Source organism: Embleya sp. NPDC059237 (genome assembly GCF_042754105.1).
Taxonomy (GTDB): Bacteria; Actinomycetota; Actinomycetes; order Streptomycetales; family Streptomycetaceae; genus Embleya.
The window spans coordinates 18,771-43,417 of the sequence record NZ_JBHZAE010000010.1 but is presented as its reverse complement, the minus strand read 5'-3'; the positions used below and the strand labels follow the sequence as shown (position 1 = coordinate 43,417).

Sequence of the window (24,647 nt, the reverse complement as noted above, 5' to 3'; positions counted from 1 at the left end):
CGGGACAGGTGCCCTTTTCGGTCGGGATCATCCCTGGATCGGCCGGCCGCGGGGTCTCCCGGGCGTGGGTTCGTGGGCGGCGGGGGCGTTTCCGACCGGCTCGGCGAGCCGGCATGGTGTGGTGGGTGATTCAGCCAACGCGTAATCGCCGTGCTGCCCGGTCCCTCGTCGCCACCGTCGCCGTCGCCGCCGTGCTGGGGGTGGCCGGGTGCTCGTCGGACGACCCGGTGAAGTTCAAGGACGGCGACCACACCAAGCCGGTGGACGAGGCATCCGGCCGGGACTTCGCCGAGGCCCGGCTGGTTCCGGAACGAGCCCTGGACGAGCGGCAGTTGGCCGCGTCGGCGGAGACCGTCCGCAAACGGGCGAGCGCGGGGCGGCTGCCGGTGAAGTCGGTGACCGTGCGGGACGGTGCGCTGGTGGTGCGGGTCGCGGTGAAGCCGTCCGGGGACGACACCCGGCAGCGACTCGCGGCCATCGTGCACACCGGACAGTTGAGCGTGCGCGCCGTGATGGACGTGACGCCGTACCCGACCGCGACCAACGGGCCGGGCGGTACGGCGGCGCCCTCGGGCGGGCCGGAGTGCGGCGATCCGGCGGTGCCGCGCGTGGACGATCCCGCCGCGCCGCTCGTGGCGTGCGACGACAAGGCGACGGAGAAGTTCACGTTGGCGCCCGCCGTGATCACCGGGACCGATGTGGCGAAGGCGGAGGCCAAGGCGTCGCTCCAGGGCTCGGGTGGTTGGGAGATACAGCTCGACTGGACGCAGAAGGGCCAGGCCGCCTTCACCACGCTCACCGCCGATGCGGCCGGGCGCGACGTGCCCGCCAATCGGGTCGCGATCGTGTGGGACGGTCGGGTGCTGGTCGCGCCGACGGTGCGATCCGCGATCCCGGGGGCCGCGGTGATCTCCGGCACCTACACGGAGGCGGATGCCCGGCAACTGGCCGGGACCATCGGCTCGGGCATGTTGCCGGCGGGGTTCAGGGTCGAGTCGTTCGAGCCGGGGCGCTGAGGGGTCCGGGTTCCCGGGCGAGTGGACGTGGCTGCTCCTCGCGCGCGGCCATGGCGTCGGCGATCCGGTCCCGCATCGGGTGGCGGTCCAGGGCGGTCAGCGCCTCGTCGATCAACCGACTGAGGGGGTACGGGAGTTCCGCCTCCAGAGCGCGGGCCGCGGCGGTGGTGGCGGTCCATTCGGCGTCCAGGACGGGCAGCAGGCGTTCGGCCTCGGGGGTGGCGGTGACGATGCGTTGGCGGGCGTCGGCGCCGGGGGAGAGGGTGACCAGACCGGCCTTGGCCATGTGCGCCACGGTCTGGCTCGCGGCCGAGTGGGTGACGCCGATCGCGGCGGCCAGGTCGCGGATCGAGGCGGGCCCGTGCGCGGTCAGGACCCGGACGACGGGCGTGTAGCGCGGGCGGAATCCGGCCAGGCCGAGGTCGGCGTAGGCCGCGCCGACACCCGCGTCGAGGACGTCGAGCAGGTGCCGCAGCCTGGTCCCGAGCAGTTCCGGGCCGGGGGTCGATCCGACGGGCGGCGTCGGGGGTGGCGGGGTCATGGCGGTAAATATAACAGCGCTGTTGTATTAGGGTCGGCCTCTACCCGCCCGCCTCTTCGACCGAGGGAACACCGTGACCGTTCGATATCCGCCGATCGAGCCCTACGAGCACGGGATGCTCGATGTCGGGGACGGCAACCGCGTCTACTGGGAGAGTTGCGGCGACCCCGCCGGGAAGCCCGCGCTCGTCGTGCACGGCGGTCCGGGGTCGGGCTGTTCGACGGGGGTACGGCAACTGTTCGACCCGAGTCGCTACCGCGTCGTGCTCTTCGACCAGCGCGGGTGCGGGCGCAGCACGCCGCACGCGAGCGATCCGGACACCGACATGCGGCTCAACACCACCGAGCATCTGCTCGCCGACATCGAGCGGCTGCGCGAACACCTGGGCGTGGAACGCTGGTTGTTGTACGGCGGCTCGTGGGGGTCGACGCTGATCCTGGCGTACGCGCAGCGCCATCCCGAGCGGGTGTCCGAGATCGTCATCCCGGCCGTCACCACCACCCGTCGGGTCGAGATCGACTGGCTGTATCGCGGGGTCGGGCGTTTCCTGCCCGCCGAGTGGGAGCGTTTTCGGGACGTGGTGCCCGAGGCCGAGCGCGACGACCCGGTCGCGGCCTATGCCCGCCTTGTGGAGAACCCGGATCCGGTGGTGCGCGAGCACGCGGTGCGGCAGTGGTGCGCGTGGGAGGACGCGGTGGTCGGGGGCGAACCGAACGGCCGGCCCGGCGCGTACGGCGGCCGGCCGCCGGCGGCCCGCACGGCGCTGGTCCGGATCGCCGCGCACTACTTCTCGCACGGCGCGTGGTTGCCCGAAGGTGTCCTGATCCGCGAGGCCGGCCGCCTCGCCGGCATCCCGGGCGTACTGATTCACGGCCGCCTCGACCTGAGCAGCCCGCTCGACACCGCCTGGCACCTGTCCCGAGCCTGGCCGGATGCCACGCTGGAGGTCATCGACGACGCCGGCCACCTGGGCAGCGACACAATGCGCGCCACGATCCTGTCCGCCCTCGACCGCTTCGCCACGACCTGACCCCCGCGCGAGCCGGCCACCGCGAAAGGCGGTGGCGGGTCCGCGGTGGGATCGGCATGCTGGGCGAATGTTGATCAGGGAAGCGGGAAGCGACGACTGGGCGGCGATCTGGCCGTTCTTCCATGAGATCGTCGCGGCCGGGGAGACGTTCACCTATCCGCTCGATTTGGGGATGGACGAAGGCCGCGAGTGGTGGCTGCCGGCCCCGCCGTCGCGCGCGGTGGTCGCGGTGGACGAGGCCGGAGTGGTGCTCGGCACCGCGAAGATGAATCGCAACCACATGGGCAACGGGTCGCACATCGCGAGTGCGAGCTACATGGTCGACCCCGCACACTCGGGGCGGGGGGTCGGCCGGGCGTTGTGCGAGTACAGCATCGAGTGGGCCCGGGCGCAGGGCTACCGGGCGATGCAGTTCAACGCGGTCGTGGCGACGAACGAGCACGCGGTGCGGCTGTATCGCAGCCTCGGCTTCGAGGTGATCGGCACCCTGCCGGAGGGGTTCGACCACCCGAAACACGGCTACGTCGGGCTGCACATCATGCACTTGGCGCTCTGACTTCGAGTCGGTCGATTCCGAAGGCGCCGCGCAGGTAGGTCAGGTTCAGGCCGTCCTGGTAGGCGCCGCCGCCCTCGTGGCCGTTGAACGTATGCACCTCCATGCGCTTGTCCGCCGCATAGTGGTGGTAGGCGGCGAACACCGTGGAGGGCGGGCACGTGGTGTCCATCAGCGCCACGCTGAACCGCGCCGGGGCGCTCGCGCGGGCGCCGTGGTTGACCGCGTCGAAGTAGTCGAGGGTGCGGAACACCCGGTCGCCGCGGTCCCGGTGTACGGCGAGGTAGCGGGCCAGTTCGCCGTAGGGACCCGTCGCGGCGATCTCCGCGCCGCGGCGGAAGTGGCACAGGAACGGTACGTCGGCCACCACCGCGGTCAGATCGGGCACCAGTCCGGCGACCGTGAGGGCCAGGCCGCCGCCCTGGCTCGCGCCGAGCGCGGCGATCCGGGTCGGGTCGACGGCCGGATGGCTGCGGGCGACGGCGATCGCCCGGACCGCGTCGACGGTGACGCGGCGGTAGTAGTACCGATCCGGGTCGGTGACGCCCCGGGTCAAAAAGCCCGGGTGGGTGGAGCCGTCCCCCGCGGGCGCGTCGTCCCCGGTGGCGCCGGCGCGCCAACTGCCGCCCTGGCCGCGTACATCGATCACGAGATGGGCGAACCCGGCCACGGCGTACAGCAGTTGCTCGTGCGGCAGGCCCCGGCCGCCGCCGTATCCGGGGAACTCCACGACACACGGCAGGGGTTTGTCCCGACGCACGGGCAGTACCAGCCAACCGTGCACCCGTTGGCCGCCGTACCCCGCGAACGAGACGTCGTACACCTCGACTCCGGTCAGCGGACCGACCTCTGGCGTGAACGTCGGGTCGAGGGGGTGGACGTCGGCCTCGTCGAGCGTACGTGCCCAGAAGGCGTCGAAGTCGGCCGGTTCGCACCGTTCCGGGTGAAACTGCTGCAACTCCGGCAGTGACAGGTCGCTCAGGGGCATGGCGGGTTCCTCTCCGAGGGGCGGCTCTGATCGGCATTGTCGAGGCCGGCGGATCGTGGTGATCATGCGGGGCGGGGCGTCGACCGAACGGGTGCCCGATCCAAGGGTGTTCCCTGAGGAGTAGGGGGCCGTGGACGTAGGTTCCGGGCAGTACTTTTGTCGCCCCCACTGCGTCGCCGGGAGTAGTACCCCTAGGGGAGAGTCCTCCCCAAGCAGTAACAGCAGTACCTACACACGACTGATTCACCGGTGCTTCCGGACCTCTAGATTTGTCGAGTAGAAGACGACGACCGGTCGACAAAGAGGAACCAGGGGACTCATGAGCGCCGCAGGGAAGTCGGGGACCGTGGCCGCGTTCGTGCGCTTCGTCGTCTGCGGCGGTGGCACCGGACTCGCGTCGAGCGCCGCGCTCGTGGCCCTCACCGGGCACCTCTCCATAGCCGTCTCCAACGCCCTGGTGACCGTGGTCTTCACGCTCCTGGCGACCGAGTTGCACAGCCGGTTCACCTTCGGCGCGGGTCGGGCGCGGGGCCGACTGCACGTCCAGGCCGCGCTGTCCGCGCTGGTGTGCTACCTGTTCACCACCGGCGCGATGCTCGCGCTGCACGCGATGCAGTCTTCGCCCGGCGTGATCAAGGAGCAGGCGGTCTATCTGACGGCTTCCGGGATCGCCGGGATCGCTCGGTTCCTCTTCCTGCGCTTCGTTGTTCGGGTTCGGGCGCGGTCGAACGCGGCGGAGGTGGAGACGGGGATCGGGGCCGGAGCGGAGACGGCGACGGCGGTGGAGGTGCGGGTCGGCGGCGCGGCGGCGGAGGCCGGTGTGCCTGTGGGTGCCGGTGCCGCCGCGGGCGAGTCCGCGACCGGGCTCGCCGCCGCGCCGGTGGCCGCGCCCGTGTTCGGGCCCCTGCAGTCGGTGTTCGTGCCTGCCCCCGCGTCCGCGTCGGCCTCCCGCTCCGCGTCGGATGTGGTGTCCGCTCTGCTGTCCGCTCCCGCCTTCGTGCCCACGGCGTCCGCGCCGGAGTCGGCCGGTTGGGGTTCGGGACGGGCGTTCGAGTCGCTTCTGATTCTTCCTGCGTGCGATGGCTGGGTCGCGCCCACGCGCGCGGCCATGGTCGCGACGGCGTAGGCGTCACACCTTCGACAGGAGTCCGTGGATGACCCGCGCCGCCGCCGAACACTACGAGCGAATCCTGGCCGCCAACTACACCTGGACGCTGGGTGGGGACCTGGCACCGATCGCCGCCGGGCAGGGCGAGTTGCTGACCGGACTGGGCGTCGCCCCGACGGCGACGTCCGCGTTGGCCGTGGATCTGGGCTGTGGGCCCGGCAACCAGAGCCTGGCCCTGGCCGGTCTCGGCTTCCGTCGGGTCCTGGCGGTCGACACCAGCCGCATCCTGCTGGCCGAACTGGTCGAACACGCGGCCGATTTGCCCGCGATCGAGCCGGTGTATGGGGACATCCGCAAGGTGTTGCCCGAGTTGACCGCGCCCGGCGAGGTCACGGCCGTGGTGTGCATGGGCGACACGCTCACCCACCTGTCGACGAAGGACGACGTGAGCGCGCTGCTCGCCGAGATCGCCCAGGCCCTCGCCACCGGGGGTCGCCTCGTCGTCACGTACCGCGACCTGACCGAAACCCTGCATGGAATCGACCGGTTCATCCCGATACGGAGCACGGACGATCGGGTGTTCACCTGCTTTCTCGAATACCCGGACGACGACACGGTTCTGGTTCACGATCTGCTGCACGTCCACGACGGCACCGGCTGGACCCAGCACGTCGGCAGTTACCCGAAGTTGCGGATCGCCCCGACCTGGCTCGCCGAGCGCTGCCGGGACGTCGGGCTGACGGTCGAGCACAACCGCATGGGCGCGCGGGGCCTACAGGTCCTGGCGGCGCGCAAGGACTGACGCGGGGGCGGGGGCGGGGGCGGAGTCGGTGGGCGTGCGTCGGTGGGTGTTCTCGCAGGTCGGCGCGGGTGGAAATCGGATGCGGGGCGGCCTTCGGCCGTGATACTCCAGGCTCCCATGGGAGATCTCGAAACCGCACGACTCGTACTGCACCCGTTGACCGTCGCCGAGACGGAGCGGGTGGTGGCGGGTGAGCCGGCCGCCGACGACCGATGGGAGGTCGGCTATCCGACGGCCGGGGACGTGGCCGGGGGTGGCCGGTTTCTGCGAACCTGCGCGACCGTCGGGGATCCGGGGGCCTTCGGCAACTACGAGATCCGCCGTCGGGAGGACGGCATGGCGGTCGGTGGTATCGGCTTCCACGGCGCGCCGGACGAAAGCGGCACGGTCACGATCGGCTACGGCCTGATCGAGGCGGTCCGGGGGCGCGGCTATGCCACCGAGGCCCTGCGTGAACTGCTGCGCTTCGCCCGAGCCGCGGGCGTGACCCGGGTCATCGGGGACACCGCGCACGACAACGTCGCGTCGCAGCGCGTGATGGCGGCGGTGGGGATGCGGCTGGTCAAGGAGGGGGCCGGGCTCAAGCACTACGCGATCGAGTGGTCGCCGGGCGCCGACGGGGCGGAGCCGGCGGCCGATGCCCCGGCGCGGGTCAGGCGCCCGTGACGGCGGTTCTCCGGTAGGCGTCGGGGGTCTGGCCGGTCCAGCGTTGGAAGGCGCGGCGCAGGGCGCGGGCGTCGGTGTAGCCCAGCCGCCCGGCTATCGACTGGACCGGTAGCTCCGTATCGCGCAGCAGCGTTGCGGCGTGCTCGTGCCGCACCGATTCGATCTCGTCCCGCCAGGTGGTCTCCAGCTCGCTCAGCCGGCGCTGGAGGGTGCGCGGGCTCATCGCCATCCGGTGGGCGACCATCTCCAGGCTGAGTTCCTCGCCGCCGAGGGAGCCGGCCAATACCGATCGGAACCTGCCGTGCCACCCGGCCGCCGGGCGGGCGTTTTCCAGCAGGTTGTCCGCGTATCGGCGCAGGATCAGCCCGAGTTCGTCGTCGCCGGGACCGGTCGGGCGGGGGCGTTCGGCGTCCATGTCGAGGAACGTCATCGAGTTCGTTCGGGCACCGAAGTCGATGGCGCGGGTGCCGAATGCCTCGATCAGATGCCGGTGGTTCTTCGGGGCCTCGTGCGCGAGGGCGACGTGTACGGGTACCACGCCCGGGCCCCGGGCGTCGCGCGCCCGCTTGAGCATGATCGCCATCGCGAATTCGTCGATCGCGGTGACCGCCGCCGGCGAGTAGTTGGCGATGCCGTAGGTGACGGTGAGGCGTCGATCGTCCTCGACCACGGTCATCTCGACCACCGGGTCGGACATCGTCGACACGTAGCGCGCGGCGTCGCGGCAGCCGTCGGCGAACGAGCCGGCGGAGGTGAACAGGTAGTCCCACACGTGCAGCCGACCCTGCGTGGCGCTCTCCGCGGCCCGGATGGCGACGTCGGGCGGGCCGGTGGCGACGGCCAGCTCCCAGGTCCGGACCACGCTGGCGGTGGGCACCCGCAACAACGGGTTCGCCAGCGTCTCCGGTTCGAAGCCCGGCAGATGCGCGAGTTCGCTCAGCGCCACCCCGGCCTCCAGGGCAGCGTCTCGCACCACGCGTGCCGCATGCGAGGAAAGCGTGTACTCGATCACTGCCGGAGCATATCCGGACGGTCGGCCGCAATGGGGATTCGGGATCTGTCGTCCTCGGTCCCCATGTCGACGTGAAGTGTCCCCCGACGGCAGGGGGGTGGGATACCACAGGTGCGAAAAGCGCGACCGCCGTCTCGAATTTCGGGACGGCGGTCGCGGTGAGGAGGGGGTGGGACGGGGACGGGGGCGGGGGCGGGGTGGGAGCGGGTCAGGCGCCGACGGTGCCGTCGATGCCCTCGCGGAGAAAGTCGGCGTGGCCGTTGTGGCGGGCGTACTCGTGCATCAGGTGCAGCATGACCAGGCGCAGCGACACGTCCTGGTCCCACCTGGCGTTGTGGCCGATGACGTCCAGGGACTCCGCCTCGGCCTCGATCCGCCGCGAGTGGGCCACCTCGGCTTCCCACGCGGCGAACGCCTCCGAGCGGGTCGACGCGCTCGCGTCGTAGGCCACCTGGAAGTCGCCTTCGTCGGACCACACGAGCGGGATGTCCTCCGCGTTGATCACCCGCCGGAACCAGGTGCGCTCCACCTCGGCCATGTGCCGGACCAGTCCGAGGAGGGAGAGCGTCGACGGCGGCATCGACCGCCGGCGTAGCTCCTCGTCGGAGAGTCCTTCGCACTTCATCGCGAGCGTGGCCCGGTGGAAGTCGAGGAAGGCCCGCATCATCTCGCGCTCGTTGCCGGTCACGGGTGGGGTGGGGCGCTGGTCGGTGGCCATGGGTGTGCTCGCTTTCGCTCCGCGTGGGCGATCGGGTGGACCTGCTTTCTAGCAGGCCGGCAGCTCGAACCCCTGACCGAAGTCGCGAAGGACGCGGGCGACGGCCCGGCGGGCGTAGGAGGTCGAGACCGTGAGGTCGCCGGCGGGGAGGGCGCGGAGGATCGCGGCGGCTTCGGGGCGGAAGCGTGGGCTGAGCATGCCCAGGGCGGCCGCGGCTCGGCGGGTGGCGACCGGGGGTGTGGCGGGGGCGGCCGGGATGCGGCGCAGGTGTTCGGCCGCTTCGTCGAGGAAGCGGGGGCTGAGGCTGCCGAGCAGGCGGGCTGCGCGGGTGCGGGTGTAGGGGGTGGTGTCGGGAGCGGCGAGGACGGCGCGGAGGGTGGCGGCGACGTCGGGGAGGGATCGGTGGCTCAGTGTGAACAGCCTGCGGGCCACTGTGACCTGGTCATCGAGGTGGGTGTCGGTGGAGGTGAGCAGTTGTCGGAGCGCGGCGATGCCCTCGGCCTTGAAGCCCTGTCCGAGATCGGCGAGTTTCGCCGCCGCCTTGGCCCGTGCGGACGGGGGGAGATCGGGCGCGGCGAGGATGGCCCGGAGGTGGTCGGCGCCTTCGTGGACGTAGCCGCGGCCGAGCCGGCCGAGCGTGTGAGCGGCGAGGGTTCGGGCGAGGGGGGCGGTGGAGGGGTCGATGAGGATGGTGCGGAGGGTCTGGGCCAGATCGTCTACGCAGGCGGTGCCGACCACGCGGAGAGCCCCGGCCGCCCGGCATCGCTCGGTTGTGTCGATGTCGGGTGTGGTGACGATGCTCCAGAGCGCGTCGGAGGCTTCGTGGAGGTAGCCGTCACCCAAGTCGGCGAGGGCAACGGCGGCCACCCGGTGTAGGGAGGGTCTGGACGCGGTGTCCCGGAGGATGGCCTGGATTACCGAGACCGCGTCGGCTGCGCAGGTCGGGCCGATCCCCGCGCAGATCTCGGCTACGGCGATAAGGGACTTCGCAGGTAGACCGGGCATCGTCAGGACGGCTCGCCCGATGCCCGTGGCCTCTGTGACATAGCCTTGGCCGAGAGAAGCGAGGTATTGGGTGGCGTGCGCCCGATCGATCGGTCGTGCCGTGGGGCAAGTGGCCAGCGCGCGCAATGTGTTCACGGCCACGGCCGTGTTGTTCCGGTGCCAACGGAGCAGATCGTCGGCGGCCCGGGCACATGATCGCGCATCGGCGTCGGGAGCCGAAAGCAGGTCCCGGAGTGCGGTCGCGGCTTCCCTTGTGTAGGGCCGTCCGCGAGTGCTCAGGATCTGCGCGGCGCGGCGGCGGTCCTCGGCGACTGCATCGGGTGCGTACAGGACGGCCCGGAGGGCGTCTATCACCTCGGTGGTGCTGCCTCCGGCGTTGTGCAGAGTTCGCGCCGTTTCGGGTCGAATCCGGAACGACGTATCGGGATCGTGCAGCATTCTTCGGAGCCCGATCCTCTTGGCCTCGAGATGCTCGGGCACGACGTTCACGGTCTGGATGATGTAGTTGCGCAGAAGGCTGGGGATATCGGGGTCGTCGAACAGTCGATCCAATACATCGACTGCCTCGGGTAAGTGGACCGCGCCCAGGAGCGTCAGGGACCGAGCCGCTTCCACCAGTGCCCAAGAGTCGGCATCGGGTGCCGTCAGGACCTCGCGTAGTCCTCGAATGGCCGGCGGCAGCCATGTGGGTCCGAGGTCGATCAGGGCATCCGCTGCCCGTGTGCTTTGGTGTGACGTGAGATCGGCGGCGTCGATCATCGCCTGCAACAGCGTCGCCGCCTCCGATACATGGTCGGGACTCAACTGCCCCAACGCACTGGCGGCAAGGGTCCGACGGGTCGCGTCGGACGTCGGCGCGGCGAGCATGGCGCGGAGGAAATCGGCGGCCTCGGGACGTCGGTTCGCATCCAATCGGGCCAACGAACCCGCGAGATCACAGCTTTGCCATGCTTGAGTCGTGGGGGCTGCCAGAACTCGGCGAAGGGCGTCGATGCTCTCGTCCGAGTGGGCGGGGACGAGTTTTGCCAACGCAAGTGCCATCTCGTCGGTGAAGGGGGCGCCCGCGTTCCCCGCCGCGAGATGTGCTCGTAGCAGTCGTGTCGCCTCCGCGGTGTGGCCCGGCCCGAGAGCAGCCAGCGCCAGTATGGCTTCCTTGCGTACAAACATGCTGCCGTCGGGTGCGTCCATGAGGACACGGAAGAGACCTGCGGCCTCCTCTGTGTAGGCGGAACCGAGTTCGGCCAGTCGTGCCGCTGCCGAGAGGCGATAATGGAGCGAGATATTCGGATCGTTCTGCGCCGTACGCAACACGTTCACGGCTTCCGTCTTATGTGTCGGCGCGATTTCGGCCAGTGTGCGTGCCGCCCGCGTACGGTCGTCGACCAGTGCGAGGGGGGCGGCAAGGACGGTTCGCAGCGCATCGACAGCCGTGTTGGTGCAATCCGGGCCAAGCGCGGCCAACGCCATGGCGGCCTCGACCAACTGGTATGGGTCCGCGTCTGCCGAGGCGAGGGCGGCTCGAAGAGCGCCGGTGGCCTCGGCGACATGTTCGGGACCGCAGCCGGCCAGCGTGCGCATGGCCGCGATGCGGGTGTTCAGGTGGACGTTCTCCCGGTCGAGTACACCGCGTAGGATTTCGACCGCGAGGCCGGCGTCATGGGTGGCCAGGGACTGGGCGAGTTGGATACGTACGTCGTCCCTCTGGTAGCAGCTTTCCAAGAAGTCGAGCAGCGTTCGGCGGACTACGGGCTCCGTGACCAACGCGGCGGCGTCGCAGGCCGCGCGTTCCACCTGTCCATCGGTGGAGTCCCGGGTCAACGTCAACATCAGATTCGCCGCGAACGACTCGGTGTGCCTGCTCGCCGCCGGGACACCCCGGGCCAGGAGTTCGCCGGCGAGCGCCGCGAAGTCGCCGGTGCCGCGGCCCAGCCAGTCCAGGATCGCGTCGCCTGTGCCGTAGCGGTGGGCGTGGTGGGCCAGGATCGCGTGGGCGAACAGGTCGCCGTGGACGGCTCGGTGCACCACGTGGGTCCAGTCCGGGGCCGCCGGGTCGAAGTGGGGCGGCAGTCGGTCGGCTCGGACGTCGGCGGCCAGGTGTTCGGCGAAGCTGTAGTGGGTGAAGCGCAGGAAGTCGTGGTGGTGGGTGAAGACGCCGACCGTGCCGAGTACGGAGGCGACCAGCCTGGGCCATTCCGGGACGCCTCGGCGGGTGGCCCGACAGTCGTGTTCGTCGAGCCAGTCCAGGGCCAGGTCGAGGAGGGGGCGGGTGCCGGCCGTCGGGTCGGTGACCACCGTGACGGCCAGGTGTTCGACGAGTTCGGGTCGATGGTCGAACAGGAATGCCACGCCGGCTCGGTGTACAGCGGGGCGCAGTGTCCAGCGCTGCAGCACGGTTTGTTGTTGCTCGTGCATCTCCTCCAGATGCGCGTCGGTCAGGAGGGTGAAGTAGTCGCAGTAGAGGGTGAATCGGTTGCTCGGCAGCGGTGTTGTCGGGTGCTTGCGGTAGACGAGCGCCGCCACCGTCGCCAGCAGTGGTACGCGGACCAGGTCGCGGACACCGGCGGCCTCGGTTTGCCGCAGGAAGCCGGCCGCCAGGGTCGGTCCGTCGGGGTGGTCGCGGAACCAGCGGTGGGCGAACTCGCGCAACTGCTCGCGGTCGAACGGCTCCAGCGTGTAGGTCCCGGTCGCCGCGTGTTGGAGCGGGGCCAGTTCGTCGTTGGGCAGCGGCCTGGTGGTGATCAGCAGTCGGAAACGGCCGTCGGGGTTGCGGACCCGGCCGGCCAACTCGGCGACCAGGCCGCGCCGTCGCTCCGGGTCGGTGATCTCGTCCAGGCCGTCGACGATCAGCAGGCACGTGGTGTTCTCGGGCAGGTGGTCGAGCAGGTCGTCCGGGAGGCCGTAGTCGAGGTGTGGCGCCAGTTCGGCGGAGAGGATCCGGACCAGGCGTGGGATCAGCGCGCTGCGCTCGGCGGCCAGGCGTCCGGCCGTGACGCGCAGGGGCAACAGTCGTTCACCGTCCGGGCCTTGGGCCTCGCCCGACTCGTAGGCCAGGGCCAGGGACGCGGCCAGTTGCAGGCTCAGAGTGGACTTGCCCTGGCCCGCGCCGCCGGTGATCAGGACGTGGCGGTGCAGTCCGAGCGTGTCCTCGGCGGCTCGGGCGGGGGCGATCGCGGGTCCGCTCGGCTCGGTCGATACGAAATGCCGTTGGTGGTGCTCCTCTTCGCGCGGGTTCCGGCGGGGGTCCCGCATGCGGTCGAAGGGTTGCCGGGTGGGTGCGGTCGGGGCGCTGCGGGCCTGTTGCCGGACGTAGACGGTGGCGAGTCCGTCGAGTGGCGCGTCGTAGAGGCGGTAGGTGAAGTTGCGCGCGGCGATGGTCTGCGCGTGCAGCAAGTCCCGCAGATGGGGCGGCAGTCGGGGCGCGGCGTCGGCGGCCGATGGGTGGCGGTTCCAACCCAGTACGATCCGGGCGCCCTGGTCCTCGTTGCGCTGTCGGGGCCGGGGGAAGCCCAGTTCGGGCAGGATCCGGTGCAGGTGGGCGTGCACCGTGGCCAGGTCGAGGGTCTTCGGGCCACCCGGGATGCCGTGTTCGAGGACGTCGATCAACTGCCCGGTGAAGGCCGTGTATTGCCCGCCCACCGGGGCGATCGCCTGCCGGGTCGCGGCGGCGGCGGCCAGGACGTAACTGCCCTCCACCCGGGACAGCTCCGTCAGCCGCGCGTCGTCCGGCCCCATCGCCCCCGCCAGGGCCCGGCCGGCGAAGCAGCAGTCCAGGAGTACCGCTTTGGCGGGGACCCGGCGGGCCGAGCGCAGCACGTCCCGGATTTCCTGGAACGGCAGTGCCGTGTAGGGACGTTCGGGGCGGCAGCGAGGGAGGGACAGCAGCAGGTCCTCGCTGTCCGGGGAGACCAGGCCGTGGCCCGCGTAGTACAGCAGGACCAGGTCGGTCGCGGCAGCCGTGGCGTCGGTGAGCGCGTCCAGGACCAGGTCGCGGTGGTCCGGCTGCTCGATCACGACACAGTTCTCGGCGGGCAGGCCCCACACTGCCGGGTCGGTCAGCAACTCCCGTAGTCGGGAAAGATTTCGGGCCACGGCCGGCAGCGGGGTCAGGTGTTCGAAGGTGTGTGCGCCGACCAGGACCACCCGGGATCCCCGGGGGTCGTGCGGTGCGGTGCTCATGTCCGAACGGGCCCGGGACGGCGGGTCGTGGCTCGGCACGTGCATCCATCCCCCTCGTCCGGCCGGGTGGTTCAGCCTAATGGGTGGACTCGACGGGTGGGGCGAAATGGTGGGGCCGGGCGCGCGCGGACCTGCGGGCGGTCGGAGCGGGGTGGAATCGGCGGTAGCCTGCCGAGCGCATTGTCGAGGTTCGACGTGGAGGTTTGCGCAGTGGGCAAGGCGGCGGCGGAGCAGGGGACAGCGGTGGAGGCGGAAACCGGTGCGGCGGAGCGGGCCCGGGTGGCGCTGCTCGACGCGGTGGCCCGGATGGCCGGCCAGGTGGGCAAGGAGGCGGTGAGCGTCAAGGAGCTGGAACAGCTCGCGCGCACCTACGCGATCGTGGTGGGAGCGGGAGCGGTGTCGCCCGCCGAGGCCGCGGGCGGTGCGGACGCGGAGATGGCGGAGACCCTGCAGATCGTGCCGGTGGCGCAGCGCGGTGAGGACGGGCGGGAACTGTCGTAGCACGCGGTGTCGGCGGGGCGGTCGGCTCGACCGGCGGCTCCGCCGGACCACTCGGGCGGGTGAGTGGGTTGTCGCGGGTGGGTGACGGTTTTGCCGCCCGGGTGGGTGAGACCTCGGGCGTGTGGGGTTGCGCCTGTCGCGGATCCGTCCCGAGTGCGCTGCGGGTCGGTCACAGGCCGAAGCGGGGGCGTGACATCGTTTCGACGCTTTTCGTTGACTCAACCGAACGTTTGCAGCAGCAAACGGGCTCTCGCCCCCGTTCGTGTTGGAGGCCGTCGTGTGTGGTTCCCAGGTGCCCGGACCCCGCCCACTCGAAGCGCCCACCTGGCCCGAACGCTACGCGGAGCCGCACCCGGACGCGCCCTGCGCGATGTGCGAAAAGGACTTCACCGCGCCCGACATCGGCTGGGGCCTGCTGCTCAAGCGAGGTGTCTACGGCAATGCCTACCTGTGGCGTTCGGGGCGGGTACGCGGGTACATCGTCGTGGTGTGGACCGGTGGCCACGTCGCGCGCCTGATCGACCTGACCGCACGTCAGCTCGCCGGGTTCATGACCGAGGTGACCGCGGCGGGGCGGGCGATCGAGGCGCACTATCGACCGATGCCCGGGCTGAACGTGTCCCTCCTCGAGAACGACATCCCACACCTGCACGCACATCTGATTCCCCGTCACCCCACCGCCCCGAGCCCCGGCCGCCCACCCGCCTTCGCCCATCTCGACCGGGGTCGGCAGAACGAGGCCCACATCCAGGCGGACGCGGCGGCGTTGCGAGCCCTGCTGGCCTACACGGGGGCGACGGAGGCGGTGGTGGGGGAGCCGCTCCCGCCGTCGGGCGGGGGCGGTTCGCGGGACGTGGGTGCGGTGGGGGAGGAGGGCTCGGAGGAGGTCGGTTTGTGAGGCGATCGCCGGGGTGGGCGCGTGGGTTCGTCGCCGGCCGCGCCGGCCTCGCGGTTGTCCGTCGGGGGAGTGGCGGGGGGTGGGATAACCCGTTGGTGGTCCCGGTCCCGGCTGGGATGATCGGTGGATGTCCGCAGCTTCCTCCGCGTCCGCGCCGCCGCCGTCCACGACATCCGGGACGCCCGAGACGCCCGTGCCGGCGGAGCGGGTGGTGCGGTGCCTGGTCGACGCGGTGTTGGGTCGGGACGCGGGGCGGGTCGTGCGGCCGATCGACGAGGGTGGGGAGCACTCCTCGTGGTGGGTCGGGGCGGATCACGTTCTGCGGTTGGCCCGGGACGCCGATACGTCCGCCCGGCAGCGTCGCGAGATCGCGCTGCGCGACCTGCTGCGTCCCGTGGTCGGCGTCGCGCTGCCCGCGAGCGTGGCCGCCGGCGAGTGGGCGGACGGGCTCGCCTATTCCCTCGACACCCGCATCCCCGGCACCTCCGCCGAACTGCGTCGGGTCTCGCGGCGGGGCGAGGTCGCCCTGGCGCGGATGTTGGCCGGCCTGGCCCGGGTCACCGAGGCGGACGCGGTCGGCGTCGGCCTGCCCGTGGTCGCGCCCCGGTCGATGGCCGAGCTGCGCGAACCGGCCGAGGCGGCGGCGCAACGGCTCAGCGCCGACGGCGAGTTCGACGGGGCGCCGCTGCGCGGTCCGGGCGCGGAACCCGTGTCGCGAGTCGTGGTGCACGGCGATCTCAAGGGCGAGCACCTGATGGTCGGCAGCGGCGGTCGGGTGCGCGGGGTGCTGGACTGGACGGACGCGGTGGTGGGCGATCCCGCCGAGGACATCGCCGGCCTGGCCATCGCGGTGGGCGCCGCGGCCGCCGTCCGGGTGGCCGCGGGAGCCGGATACGGCCCCTGGTCGTGGGCCAGGGGGCTCGCCCTCGCCCGCCACGACACGCTGATCCGCCTCGCGGACCGCCTGTACGGCACGGACGACAGCCCCATCCCCCTGCTGCGCGCGCAACGGGACCGCGCCTGGCAACCCACCGCCCTCGACCGCATCCCCGAGCCGCCGAGCCCGGACGCGGGCCGGGCGGCGGACCGGTGGCCATGGCCGGCGGTCGCCCATCGGCCCCGCCGCTGACGTCCGTGGAGCGCCGGGTCGGGTACGCGGCTCGGCGGCTCGGATCCACCCGTCGTCGAGGCGGATCGACCAGGTGTCGCCCACCGCTCGGTTCAGCACCACCAGGGCCGCGACGTCCGCGATGATCGACGGCGTGTCGGCCGGCCGCAGCGGGGAGTCCGGGACGGCGTGCCGGGTGTAGGTCGACGACTCGTCGAAGGAGTCGAAGGTGTGCAGCGGTGCGTGAACGCCGCCGAACCAGGGCGGTTCTCCTCGACCCAGCGGGTTGCGGCGTCGATGCGGTCGACATACGCCGAGACGAACTCGGGAGCCGGACCACGGCTGAACTGCACGGGCAGGCCCTCCGCGTCGACAGCCCACCAGTCCCATGTGAAGCCGGGCCGAGGGTGTCGCAGGATCGTCGTCATCCCGTCACCGTATGCCGGGCCACACGGCAGGCGGGTGCGGTTGCGCCCGGCGGTCGACGTCGGGTCGGGAGTGTGTGGGACGGCGGGCAGCGGGCCGGCCGTTGCCGGGGGCGGCGCTAACCTCGACCGGTGCACGCATCGCGCCCGGGCGTCGATCGTGCGCCGCGTACCGCCTGCCGCGCCGTGCGTCCGATGCCCACTTCGGGTGCGGACAGCGGATATTCGACCATGGGAGTTGCCGACGTGAACCCCTCCGCACCTGAGCCGGTCGATCCGGTCGAGTCTGTCGAGCAGGTCGGGCCCGCCGCCGAGGCATCCTCCACCGGCGGCTATCGGCGATCCGTCGGGTCGCCGCGGGGGGAGGCTCGGCGGCGGGAGTTGCTCGATCGGGTCACCGCGGATCTGGCGGCCAATGGGCTCGTGGACTTTTCGCTGCGTCGGGCCGCGCGCGCGGCCGATACCACCCACAAGGTGCTGCTCTATCACTTCGACGGGGCCGACGATCTGCTTCGGCAGGCCATTCTGCAACTGCGCGATCGGCGGATCGATCGTTCCGTCGCCGCCGGGCGGCCCGGTTCCGAGCGGTTGCCACTGGCCGAGTGGGTGCGGGTGGTGTGGCCGATTCTGGTCGGTGACGAGGCGCGGGTGCTCGACCAGGCGATCGGGCTGGCGATGTACGACCCCGACCGCTACGCCGAACTCGGCCGGGGGGCGTCCCGGCAGTATCTGCCCACGCTGCTGGCCATCTGTCCCGAACACTGGTCCGAGCAGCGCAAGTTCGAGGTCGCCGAGATGATCCTCGCGGTGCTTCGGGGGTTTTTGGTGGATGCGCGGACCAGTGGCGACACGGCGGGGGTCGCCGCCGGATTCGAGGCGCTGATGCGGGCCCTGGAGCGGGAGGAGGCCGCCGAGGAGTGACGGCACGCCGGCGTCTCGGGACTTCCCGTGGCCTCCCATGGACAGTTTGCGAACCACGTGGTTCACTTTTTTGAGGGTGAACGGCGAACGGTGCACGCTGTGTGATGCCGGAGGGGAAGACCATGGCCCACAAGGAAGTTCGGCTGTCGGTAGGCACGATCGGGTACGAGGACACCGGTGGCGACGGTCCCACGGTCGTGCTGCTGCACGGCTTCCTGATGGATTCGTCGTTGTGGGACGAGGTGATCGCCGCGCTGTCCGTCGACCACCGCTGCGTGGCGCCCACCCTGCCGCTCGGCGCGCACCGGCATGCGATGTCCGCCGACGCCGACCTGTCGTTGCCCGGAGTGGCCGCGCTGGTGGGCGAGTTCCTGGACACGCTCGACCTGAGCGAGGTCACCCTGGTCGGCGTCGACACCGGCGGCGCGCTCGTGCAACTGCTGATCGCCGGCGGAAACACGGCCCGGGTGGGGCGGGTCGTGCTCGCCTCGTGTGATGCCTTCGACAACTTTCCGCCCGGGCTCACCGGCCGGACGCTCGTGCGCGCCGGTAAACTCCCGCCGCGTCTGTTCGGGCTCTTCATGCAGCAGATGCGGCTGCGCCCGATCCGCCGACTCCCGCTCGCCTTCGGGTGGTTGACCAAGCGGGGCGACGCCGCCACCGCCCGCTGGGCGGCGCCGATCCTGTCCCGGCCCGAGATCCGCCGCGACGCGGTGCGCATGTTGCGCGCGGCCGGCGCGGACACCGACCTCCTGCTCGCGGCGGCGCAGCGCCTGCCCGACTTCGACCGCCCGGCCCTCGTGGTCTGGGCGAGCGCCGACCGGGTCATGCCCCCGGAGCACGGCCACCGCCTCGCCGAACTCCTGCCCGGGGGACGGCTGGTCGAGATCGACGACAGCTACACCCTCATCCCCCTCGACCGCCCTGCGGAACTGGCCCGAGTTGTCCGGGAGTTCACCCGCGCGACCGATCCGGCCCGGTAGCCGGAGCCGGATCCGGAACCGGTCCGCGCTACCGGCGGCCCGCCGCCGAATCCCCGTCGGCCCGCCGTCGATGGAAGGTCCGGCGATACGCGTCGGGCGGTACGCCCACCGTGCGGTTGAAGTGGCGGCGCAGGGTGGCCGCGGTGCCCATGCCGGTGGCCTCGGCGACGGCGTCCACGCTGTCGTCCGTGGTCTCCAGCAACTCCTGGGCCCGGTGGATGCGTTGGATCAGAAGCCACTGCAACGGGGTGGTGCCCGTCACCGACCGGAAGTGCCGGCCCAGGTGACGCGAGCTCATGTTGGCCCGGCGGGCCAGGTCCTCCACCGTCAAGGGTTGGTCCAGCCGGCCGGCCGCCCAGCCGAGCAGTTCGCCGAGCGGGTGGTCGGGCTGTTCGGGTACCGGGGTGGCGACGAACTGGGCCTGGCCGCCCGGTCGGTGGGGTGCCACCACCAGCCGGCGGGCGATCGCGTTGGCGACCGTCGAGCCGTGGTCGAGGCGGATCATGTGCAGGCTCAGATCCATCGCGGCGGCCTTGCCGGCCGAGGTGAGCACGCTGCCGTTGTCGACGTACAGCACGTCCGGGTCCACCTCGACCTCGGGATAGCGTTCGGCCAGGGCCTCGGTGTGGGCCCAGTGGGTGGTGGCGCGCCGCCCGTCGAGCAGCCCCGCGGCGGCCAGGACGAAGGCGCCCGTGCAGAGCGAGGCCACCCGCGCGCCGGCCTCGTGGGCCGCGCGCACCGCGTCGACGAGGTCTGCCGGCGGGTCGGTGTCCACATCGGCCCAGCCGGGGACGATCACCGTGTCGGCGCCGGCGAGCCGGTCGAGGCCGCCGTCCGGTTCGAGCAGGAAACGCCCGTCGACCCGCACCGGACCGGCCCCGCAGACGACGACGTCGTACCAGTGCTCGACGCGGACCGCGGGCGCGGCCGATGCCGGTGCCGGTGACCCGAAGATCTCGTGGGCCAGGGCCAGTTCGAAATGCAGGATGCCGTCGGCGACGGCTATCGCGACTGTGCTCACGTCCGGAAGTGTACGCATCATGTCGTTCCGGACGCTCGCCCGGCCGGTCGGGTACTCGACACGATGTCCGGGTCGATCAGGCGGACCGGGGCGACCGGCGCGATCGGACGGCCCCGCTATCGAGAGAGAAGTGACATGCGCGCCATCAGTCAGGACGTTCTGGGTGATCCGGCGGTATTGCGGGAGGTGGAGCTGGAGCGGCCGGTGCCCGGCCCGAGCGAGGTGCTGGTCCGCGTGTGCGCGGCGGGGGTGAATCCGACCGACTGGATCCACCGGGCCACCGGCCTGATCCTGGGCCGGCCGCCGTTCGTACTCGGCTGGGAGGTGTCGGGCGTGGTCGAGGCGGTCGGCCTGGGCGTGGCCATTCACCGACCGGGCGACGAGGTGTTCGGCATGCTGAGGTACCCGTACGGGAACGGGGCGCACGCCGAATACGCGGTCGCCGCTGCCCGCCACTTGGTGCGCAAGCCCGCGAATCTCGATCACGTCCGCGCCGCCGCACTGCCGCTGGGTGCGACCACCGCGTGGCAGGCCCTGGTCGATGTCGGGGAACTGCGGGCCGGGCAGCGGGTGTTGATCCATGCCGCCGCCGGCGGGGTCGGTCACCTGGCGGTACAGATCGCCAAGGCGCGCGGCGCGTACGTCATCGGTACGGCGAGCGGGCCCAAGCACGACTTCGTCCGGGCGCTCGGCGCCGACGAGGTGATCGACTACACCACGACCGACTTCGCCGAGGTGGTGCGGGACGTGGACGTGGTCCTGGACGGCGTCGGCGGCGAGTACGGGCCGCGCTCGTTGCCGACGCTGCGCCCGGGCGGCATCCTGGTCGCGATCGTCAACCACGTGCGGGACCTGGACGTCGGGCGATACCGGGTCCGGGCCGCGGAGATGCTGGTCGAGGCCGATCACGCGGCCATGCGGGAGATCGCGGCGCTGGTCGAGGCGGGTCGCCTTCGCCCCGAACTGGACTCGGTGTTCCCCCTGTCGGCCGCCGCCGAGGCGCACGCGCGCGGCGAATCGGGCCGGGTCGCCGGGAAGATCGTGCTGACCCTCTGACGGGGGACCGAAGACACGCCAGGGCGTGTCTTCGGTCCCGTCGGGCTCCGCGGCGTGAGCGCAGCGAGGAGCCCGAAGGGCGGATGCCGTGTATCGGCGTGCCGGAGAAGCAGGTGCATAGCGGTTCCATTCGCCTGTTTCTCCGGGGCGGCGAGGTGCGGTGCCGGGCGTCGTGGAGCTCGGCGGGAGATTGAAGACACGCCCTAGGGTCGCGGCTCGCTGTACCAGCGCCACGAGGTGCGGCGGGGGTGGCCGGGCAGGTCGCCTCGGCCGGTGGCCCACAGGAGGGTGGGCCAGGGGTCGGTGTCCTGCGGGACGTCCGGGAAGATCCGGGCGATCACTCGTGCGCACAGGTCGGCGGGCGGGGTCCAGGGCAGGCCCAGGTCGTCGGCCAGGTCGTACGTGTGCACCACGGTCTCCACGATGCCCATCGCCGCGCTGCCCTCGGGGTCCGCGTCGCCGAAGGTGTGGTGGGCGCGCACGCTCGGCGGCGTGGTCCGCACCATGGACGCCAGCAGGGCGCCGGTCACCTCCAGGACCTGCAACAGCCCGCCGGGGCCGGCCGCGCGGTCCGCGTGGATCGCGTTCGCCGGGCCGCCCGGGCGGCGGCTCTCCCAGACGAAGGGCACGTTGGCGGTCAACGGCGGGGTGCGCAGGCCCAGTTGGGCGGCATACGCGAAGAGGTCGTCGTTCAGGTGCTCGACCGTCTCCCAGCGGGTCCACTCCAGCGAACCGGCCCGGTCGTCCCAGGCGGTCGCCGGCGCCTCGCGGAGCGCGGCCACCGCGAGCCGGACGGCCAGGTCCAGGTCGTCCGCGGTCACGGGCCCGGGCGAGGCGGGCGCCGCCGGTTCGGGCGTGGGGTCGGAGGCGGCGGCTCGCGGCGAATCATGCATGGCAGGACCGTACCGCCACCGCCCACCGCCCACCGCCCACCGCCCACCGCCCACGCTCCCCACGGCGGATATGTCCGGCGCTGTAGTCTCCATGCACGTGTAGTACTACAGGTGGAGTGGTTTTTATGGTGCGCAGGAATGACGAGCGGAGGGCGGCGCTGGTCGATGCCGCCATCGAGGTGCTCGCCAAGGAGGGGGCCCGGGGGCTCACCTTTCGGGCGGTCGATGTCGAGGCGCGGGTACCGACCGGTACCGCCTCCAACTACTTCACGAGCCGCGACGACCTGCTCACCCAGGCCGGTGCCCGGGTCTACGAGCGACTACAGCCCGGCGAGGAGATCATCGCGCGACACCGCGCGAGCACGCCGGACCGGGAGACGTACACCGTGTTGATGCGCGAGGTCGTCGACCGCGTCAGCGCCTTTCGCACCGGCTACCTGGCCCTGCTCGAACTGCGCCTGGAGGCCACCCGGCGGCCGGAGTTGCGCACGGTGCTGACCGAGCGGGTCCGGGCCGACGTGGCGGCCAACGTGAGCTACCACGAGCAATCCGGCCTGCCCGGCGACGCCACCGCGGTCCGCCTCCTGTACCTGGCGTTCAACTGGCTCATCGTCGAACAGCTCACGCTGCCGGACGTGTTCTCCCCGGCCGAACGCGACGGCCTCGTCGCGGCGGCGGTCGAACGCATCGTGGGAGCGTGAGGGCGCCGGCGGTGGTTCGGGCGTGACGTCCGTCCCGCACCGGTCGTTGGTCCGGGCACAGGTGCGTGTCGGAGCGCGGGTCGCCCCCGCAGGTCCGTCGCGCGCCGGCGCCGTCGCGCGCCCGGGGCGATCGCCCGCAGGCGCCCCGGAAGCACCCGGATCGACCATGGGGAGACCGACACGTGAGCGACCACCGCCACAACGCCATCGCCTACGCCGCCATCATCCTCGAACGCGCGGACGGGGCGGTGTTGTTCATGGAGCGCAAGGACACCGGCTTCGCCGACGGCCTGCTCGCGCTCCCGGGCGGCCTGGTCGACCCCGGTGAACTCCTCATCGAGGCGTGCGCCCGCGAGACCAGGGAGGAGATCGCCACCGACGTGGCCACGGCCGACCTGCGCACGGCCTACGTTTCGCAGGTGCTCGGCGACACCGGCGCACCGGTGATCGGCTGGTACTTCCACACCGCGGCCTGGACCGGCGACCCCACCAACGCCGAACCCGACCAGTGCGCCCGCCTGGCCTGGCTCGACCCCACCGACCTCCCGCCGGACGTGGAACCCACCGACGCCACGGCGGTGACCGCCTGGCACACCAAGGGCCACCCGACCGCCTGGTCCTGAGCGCCGCCGCCTCCCGGGTGTCTACCGCTCGGCCGCGCGGGCGGACGCACCGGGACCGACCAGGCCGGACTCGTAGGCGGCGATCACCAGTTGCGCCCGGTCGCGGGCGCCCAGTTTCATCAGCAGGCGACCCACGTGGGTCTTCACCGTGGACGCGCTCACGTGCAGGTATTCGGTGATCTCCGGGTTGGACAGCCCGCGACCGATCAGGGTCAGCACCTCGCGCTCGCGGTCGGTCAGGCCCGCGTCCCGGCCGGAGTTCGGTCGCTGTCGCGGCTCGGGGCGGGCGGCGAACTCGGCGATCAGGCGGCGGGTGATGCCCGGTGCGATCAGCGCGTCGCCCGCCGCGACGATCCGGATGGCGGTGAGGAGTTCGGCCGGCGGCGTCTCCTTCAGCAGGAAGCCGCTCGCGCCCGCGCGCAGCGCCGCGTACACGTACTCGTCGAGGTCGAACGTGGTCAGGATGAGCACGCGGGTATCGCACGTGTCGGGCGAGGCGGTGATCCGCCGGGTGGCCTCCAGGCCGTCCATGCCGGGCATCCGAATGTCCATCAAAACCACGTCCGGGCGGGCGGCGCGGACCAGTTCGAGGGCATGGGCGCCGTCGGCGGCCTCGCCGACCGCGGCCAGATCCGGCGCGGCGTCGATCAACAGGTGCAACGCCCCCCGCAGCAGCGCCTGATCGTCGGCGACCAGCACCCGGATCGGCTCCCCCGTCACCGCGCACCCTCCTCGATCGGCAACCGGGCGCCGACCCGGAACCCGGCCCCGTCCGCCCGCGGCCCCGCGTCGAACTCGCCGCCGTAGGCCGCCACCCGCTCACGCATCCCGATCAGCCCGTGTCCCGGCACCGCCGCCGGACCGCCGCGTCCCGAGTCGACCACGTCGAGCGCGATCTCCCGTTCGGTGTAGCGCAGTTCGACCGAACAGCGGTCCACCCCCGCATGCCTGATCACGTTGGTCAATGCCTCCTGGACGATCCGGTACGCGGCCAGTTCGATGCCCGCCGGCAGATCCCGGCGCTCACCGAGCACCGTGAAATCGACGCCCAGCCCGGCCGCCGCCGCGTCCCGGACGAGCGTATCGAGCGCGGCCAACGTCGGCGCGGGCGCCAACTCCGGGTCCTGCGGCGTGCCGTCCGCGTCACGCAACATGCCGAGCAGTCGGCGCATGTCGCGCAGCGCGGTCCGCCCGGTCGCCTCGATCGAGCCCAGCGCCCGGATCGCCTCCTCCGGCCGCTCGGCGCCCACGTAGTGCGCCACGCCCGCCTGCACGGTGATCAGGCTCATGCTGTGCGCGACCACGTCGTGCAGTTCGCGGGCGATCCGCAACCGCTCCTCGGCCGCCTGCTCCCCGGCCCGCCGTTCCGCCTCCTCCCGCCCCTGCCGCTCGGCCTGCCGGCGCAGCGCCCGCGCGTACTCGCGCCGCGAGCGGGCGCTGGTCCCCAGTGTCCAGGCCAGGATCGACGGATACAGCGGGATCGGCGCCGCCACGAACCCCACCGCGACCGCGACCGTACCCAGACACCACACGGCCGGCCGGTTCCGGGCGGTGAGCGCCGCCGTGTACAGGGTGAGCGCGGTCGCGAAGCCGACCGCCGCCTTCAGCCCGAGCCCGCGCAGACATGCCTCCGCCACCAGCGCCGCGGTGAGCGCGGTGATCGGGTACACCCGGCGCACCGCGACGGCGCCGGCGATGACCAGCACCAGCAGCGCGATCGCGATCCAGGTCGCCGAGCCGAGCCGGCCCTCGGCGTCCGGCCGCAGCGTGACGAGCGAACTCGCCAACGCCAACGCGACGAGCACGTCGATGACCAGCCAGTGCCTGGGGCGCAGCCGCTGGGTGAGCGGCGGGCGCGGTTCGTCGACCACGTTCGGACCCTAGCCACGTGACGGGCGCGCC

General features: G+C 72.0%; 23 protein-coding genes. 14 read left to right on the top strand and 9 right to left on the bottom strand.

The window, feature by feature from the left end:
- The first annotated feature begins 125 nt into the window (after positions 1 to 125).
- Complete coding sequence (locus ACFXKZ_RS28675; protein ID WP_380003942.1) at positions 126 to 1,016, top strand: hypothetical protein; 891 nt, start codon at positions 126 to 128, stop codon at positions 1,014 to 1,016.
- On the opposite strand, the gene ACFXKZ_RS28670 is transcribed toward ACFXKZ_RS28675, so the two are convergent.
- On the bottom strand, positions 985 to 1,557 hold the full coding sequence (locus ACFXKZ_RS28670) for a MarR family winged helix-turn-helix transcriptional regulator (protein WP_380003941.1): 573 nt from the start codon (positions 1,555 to 1,557) through the stop codon (positions 985 to 987). The two genes, ACFXKZ_RS28675 and ACFXKZ_RS28670, sit on opposite strands and share 32 nt — an antisense overlap.
- Before the next feature lie 73 nt (positions 1,558 to 1,630).
- Here ACFXKZ_RS28670 and pip point away from each other — a divergent pair, with 73 nt between their 5' ends.
- Together pip and ACFXKZ_RS28660 are read left to right on the top strand one after the other, a co-directional pair.
- Positions 1,631 to 2,587 (top strand): prolyl aminopeptidase, encoded by a 957-nt coding sequence (pip, locus tag ACFXKZ_RS28665; RefSeq protein WP_380003940.1) that lies wholly within the window; start codon positions 1,631 to 1,633, stop codon positions 2,585 to 2,587.
- Between the two features lie 67 nt (positions 2,588 to 2,654).
- Positions 2,655 to 3,143: a GNAT family N-acetyltransferase gene (locus tag ACFXKZ_RS28660; RefSeq protein WP_380003939.1), complete on the top strand. Its 489-nt coding sequence runs from the start codon at positions 2,655 to 2,657 to the stop codon at positions 3,141 to 3,143.
- Here ACFXKZ_RS28660 and ACFXKZ_RS28655 read toward each other — a convergent pair.
- A complete protein-coding gene (locus tag ACFXKZ_RS28655; protein WP_380003938.1) occupies positions 3,124 to 4,128 on the bottom strand; it encodes an acetylxylan esterase in 1,005 nt (334 codons plus the stop codon). The two genes, ACFXKZ_RS28660 and ACFXKZ_RS28655, sit on opposite strands and share 20 nt — an antisense overlap.
- Positions 4,129 to 4,447: 319 nt before the next feature.
- On the opposite strand from ACFXKZ_RS28655, the gene ACFXKZ_RS28650 reads away from it, so the two are divergent.
- From ACFXKZ_RS28650 to ACFXKZ_RS28640, 3 genes are all read left to right on the top strand, one after another.
- A complete protein-coding gene (locus ACFXKZ_RS28650) occupies positions 4,448 to 5,254 on the top strand; it encodes a hypothetical protein (protein ID WP_380003936.1) in 807 nt (268 codons plus the stop codon).
- A 28-nt stretch (positions 5,255 to 5,282) separates the two neighbouring features.
- Positions 5,283 to 6,038 carry a class I SAM-dependent methyltransferase gene (locus ACFXKZ_RS28645; RefSeq protein WP_380003935.1) on the top strand — a complete coding sequence of 252 codons (756 nt, stop codon included), beginning with the start codon at positions 5,283 to 5,285 and terminating at the stop codon, positions 6,036 to 6,038.
- Between the two features lie 117 nt (positions 6,039 to 6,155).
- Entirely contained in the window at positions 6,156 to 6,704 is a 549-nt protein-coding gene (locus tag ACFXKZ_RS28640; RefSeq protein ID WP_380003934.1) for a GNAT family N-acetyltransferase, read from the top strand.
- Here ACFXKZ_RS28640 and ACFXKZ_RS28635 read toward each other — a convergent pair.
- From ACFXKZ_RS28635 to ACFXKZ_RS28625, 3 genes are all read right to left on the bottom strand, one after another.
- A complete protein-coding gene (locus ACFXKZ_RS28635; RefSeq protein ID WP_380003933.1) occupies positions 6,691 to 7,716 on the bottom strand; it encodes a helix-turn-helix domain-containing protein in 1,026 nt (341 codons plus the stop codon). The genes ACFXKZ_RS28640 and ACFXKZ_RS28635 overlap by 14 nt on opposite strands.
- Before the next feature lie 208 nt (positions 7,717 to 7,924).
- Positions 7,925 to 8,434 carry a DinB family protein gene (locus tag ACFXKZ_RS28630; protein ID WP_380003932.1) on the bottom strand — a complete coding sequence of 170 codons (510 nt, stop codon included), beginning with the start codon at positions 8,432 to 8,434 and terminating at the stop codon, positions 7,925 to 7,927.
- Positions 8,435 to 8,482: 48 nt separating this feature from the next.
- A complete protein-coding gene (locus tag ACFXKZ_RS28625) occupies positions 8,483 to 13,615 on the bottom strand; it encodes an NACHT domain-containing protein (protein ID WP_380003931.1) in 5,133 nt (1,710 codons plus the stop codon).
- 195 nt (positions 13,616 to 13,810) lie between these two features.
- Here ACFXKZ_RS28625 and ACFXKZ_RS28620 point away from each other — a divergent pair, with 195 nt between their 5' ends.
- From ACFXKZ_RS28620 to ACFXKZ_RS28600, 5 genes are all read left to right on the top strand, one after another.
- Positions 13,811 to 14,116 (top strand): hypothetical protein, encoded by a 306-nt coding sequence (locus tag ACFXKZ_RS28620; RefSeq protein WP_380003930.1) that lies wholly within the window; start codon positions 13,811 to 13,813, stop codon positions 14,114 to 14,116.
- Between the two features lie 292 nt (positions 14,117 to 14,408).
- A complete protein-coding gene (locus ACFXKZ_RS28615) occupies positions 14,409 to 15,014 on the top strand; it encodes an HIT family protein (RefSeq protein WP_380003929.1) in 606 nt (201 codons plus the stop codon).
- A gap of 127 nt (positions 15,015 to 15,141) precedes the next feature.
- Entirely contained in the window at positions 15,142 to 16,143 is a 1,002-nt protein-coding gene (locus tag ACFXKZ_RS28610; protein WP_380003928.1) for an aminoglycoside phosphotransferase family protein, read from the top strand.
- A gap of 650 nt (positions 16,144 to 16,793) precedes the next feature.
- Positions 16,794 to 17,468, top strand: a complete 675-nt coding sequence (locus ACFXKZ_RS28605) for a TetR/AcrR family transcriptional regulator (protein WP_380003927.1) — start codon at positions 16,794 to 16,796, stop codon at positions 17,466 to 17,468.
- A 122-nt stretch (positions 17,469 to 17,590) separates the two neighbouring features.
- A complete protein-coding gene (locus ACFXKZ_RS28600; protein WP_380003926.1) occupies positions 17,591 to 18,451 on the top strand; it encodes an alpha/beta fold hydrolase in 861 nt (286 codons plus the stop codon).
- Between the two features lie 28 nt (positions 18,452 to 18,479).
- Here the strand turns inward: ACFXKZ_RS28600 and ACFXKZ_RS28595 are convergent, their stop codons facing one another.
- On the bottom strand, positions 18,480 to 19,472 hold the full coding sequence (locus ACFXKZ_RS28595) for a helix-turn-helix domain-containing protein (RefSeq protein ID WP_380003925.1): 993 nt from the start codon (positions 19,470 to 19,472) through the stop codon (positions 18,480 to 18,482).
- A gap of 135 nt (positions 19,473 to 19,607) precedes the next feature.
- On the opposite strand from ACFXKZ_RS28595, the gene ACFXKZ_RS28590 reads away from it, so the two are divergent.
- Entirely contained in the window at positions 19,608 to 20,528 is a 921-nt protein-coding gene (locus ACFXKZ_RS28590) for an NADP-dependent oxidoreductase (protein ID WP_380003924.1), read from the top strand.
- Between the two features lie 203 nt (positions 20,529 to 20,731).
- Here the strand turns inward: ACFXKZ_RS28590 and ACFXKZ_RS28585 are convergent, their stop codons facing one another.
- Entirely contained in the window at positions 20,732 to 21,421 is a 690-nt protein-coding gene (locus ACFXKZ_RS28585; RefSeq protein WP_380003923.1) for a hypothetical protein, read from the bottom strand.
- 125 nt (positions 21,422 to 21,546) lie between these two features.
- Between ACFXKZ_RS28585 and ACFXKZ_RS28580 the strand changes: the two genes are divergently transcribed.
- Positions 21,547 to 22,122, top strand: a complete 576-nt coding sequence (locus ACFXKZ_RS28580; RefSeq protein WP_380003922.1) for a TetR/AcrR family transcriptional regulator — start codon at positions 21,547 to 21,549, stop codon at positions 22,120 to 22,122.
- Positions 22,123 to 22,304: 182 nt separating this feature from the next.
- Positions 22,305 to 22,745: an NUDIX domain-containing protein gene (locus tag ACFXKZ_RS28575; protein ID WP_380003921.1), complete on the top strand. Its 441-nt coding sequence runs from the start codon at positions 22,305 to 22,307 to the stop codon at positions 22,743 to 22,745.
- 21 nt (positions 22,746 to 22,766) lie between these two features.
- Here ACFXKZ_RS28575 and ACFXKZ_RS28570 read toward each other — a convergent pair whose 3' ends face one another.
- Positions 22,767 to 23,465, bottom strand: a complete 699-nt coding sequence (locus tag ACFXKZ_RS28570; protein ID WP_380003920.1) for a response regulator — start codon at positions 23,463 to 23,465, stop codon at positions 22,767 to 22,769.
- Positions 23,462 to 24,616, bottom strand: coding sequence for a sensor histidine kinase (locus ACFXKZ_RS28565; protein WP_380003919.1), 1,155 nt, complete (start codon positions 24,614 to 24,616; stop codon positions 23,462 to 23,464). The genes ACFXKZ_RS28570 and ACFXKZ_RS28565 overlap by 4 nt, the downstream gene beginning before the upstream one ends.
- Positions 24,617 to 24,647 lie beyond the last annotated feature (31 nt).

Coding starts and splice junctions, on each gene's coding strand:
- ACFXKZ_RS28580 (WP_380003922.1), top strand. CDS start 21,547: ATGGTGCGCAGGAATGACGAGCGGAGGGCGGCGCTGGTCGATGCCGCC.
- ACFXKZ_RS28660 (WP_380003939.1), top strand. CDS start 2,655: ATGTTGATCAGGGAAGCGGGAAGCGACGACTGGGCGGCGATCTGGCCG.
- ACFXKZ_RS28630 (WP_380003932.1), bottom strand. CDS start 8,434: ATGGCCACCGACCAGCGCCCCACCCCACCCGTGACCGGCAACGAGCGC.
- ACFXKZ_RS28585 (WP_380003923.1), bottom strand. CDS start 21,421: ATGCATGATTCGCCGCGAGCCGCCGCCTCCGACCCCACGCCCGAACCG.
- ACFXKZ_RS28650 (WP_380003936.1), top strand. CDS start 4,448: ATGAGCGCCGCAGGGAAGTCGGGGACCGTGGCCGCGTTCGTGCGCTTC.
- ACFXKZ_RS28610 (WP_380003928.1), top strand. CDS start 15,142: ATGTCCGCAGCTTCCTCCGCGTCCGCGCCGCCGCCGTCCACGACATCC.
- ACFXKZ_RS28590 (WP_380003924.1), top strand. CDS start 19,608: ATGCGCGCCATCAGTCAGGACGTTCTGGGTGATCCGGCGGTATTGCGG.
- ACFXKZ_RS28645 (WP_380003935.1), top strand. CDS start 5,283: ATGACCCGCGCCGCCGCCGAACACTACGAGCGAATCCTGGCCGCCAAC.
- ACFXKZ_RS28670 (WP_380003941.1), bottom strand. CDS start 1,557: ATGACCCCGCCACCCCCGACGCCGCCCGTCGGATCGACCCCCGGCCCG.
- ACFXKZ_RS28625 (WP_380003931.1), bottom strand. CDS start 13,615: ATGAGCACCGCACCGCACGACCCCCGGGGATCCCGGGTGGTCCTGGTC.
- ACFXKZ_RS28655 (WP_380003938.1), bottom strand. CDS start 4,128: ATGCCCCTGAGCGACCTGTCACTGCCGGAGTTGCAGCAGTTTCACCCG.
- ACFXKZ_RS28600 (WP_380003926.1), top strand. CDS start 17,591: ATGGCCCACAAGGAAGTTCGGCTGTCGGTAGGCACGATCGGGTACGAG.
- ACFXKZ_RS28640 (WP_380003934.1), top strand. CDS start 6,156: ATGGGAGATCTCGAAACCGCACGACTCGTACTGCACCCGTTGACCGTC.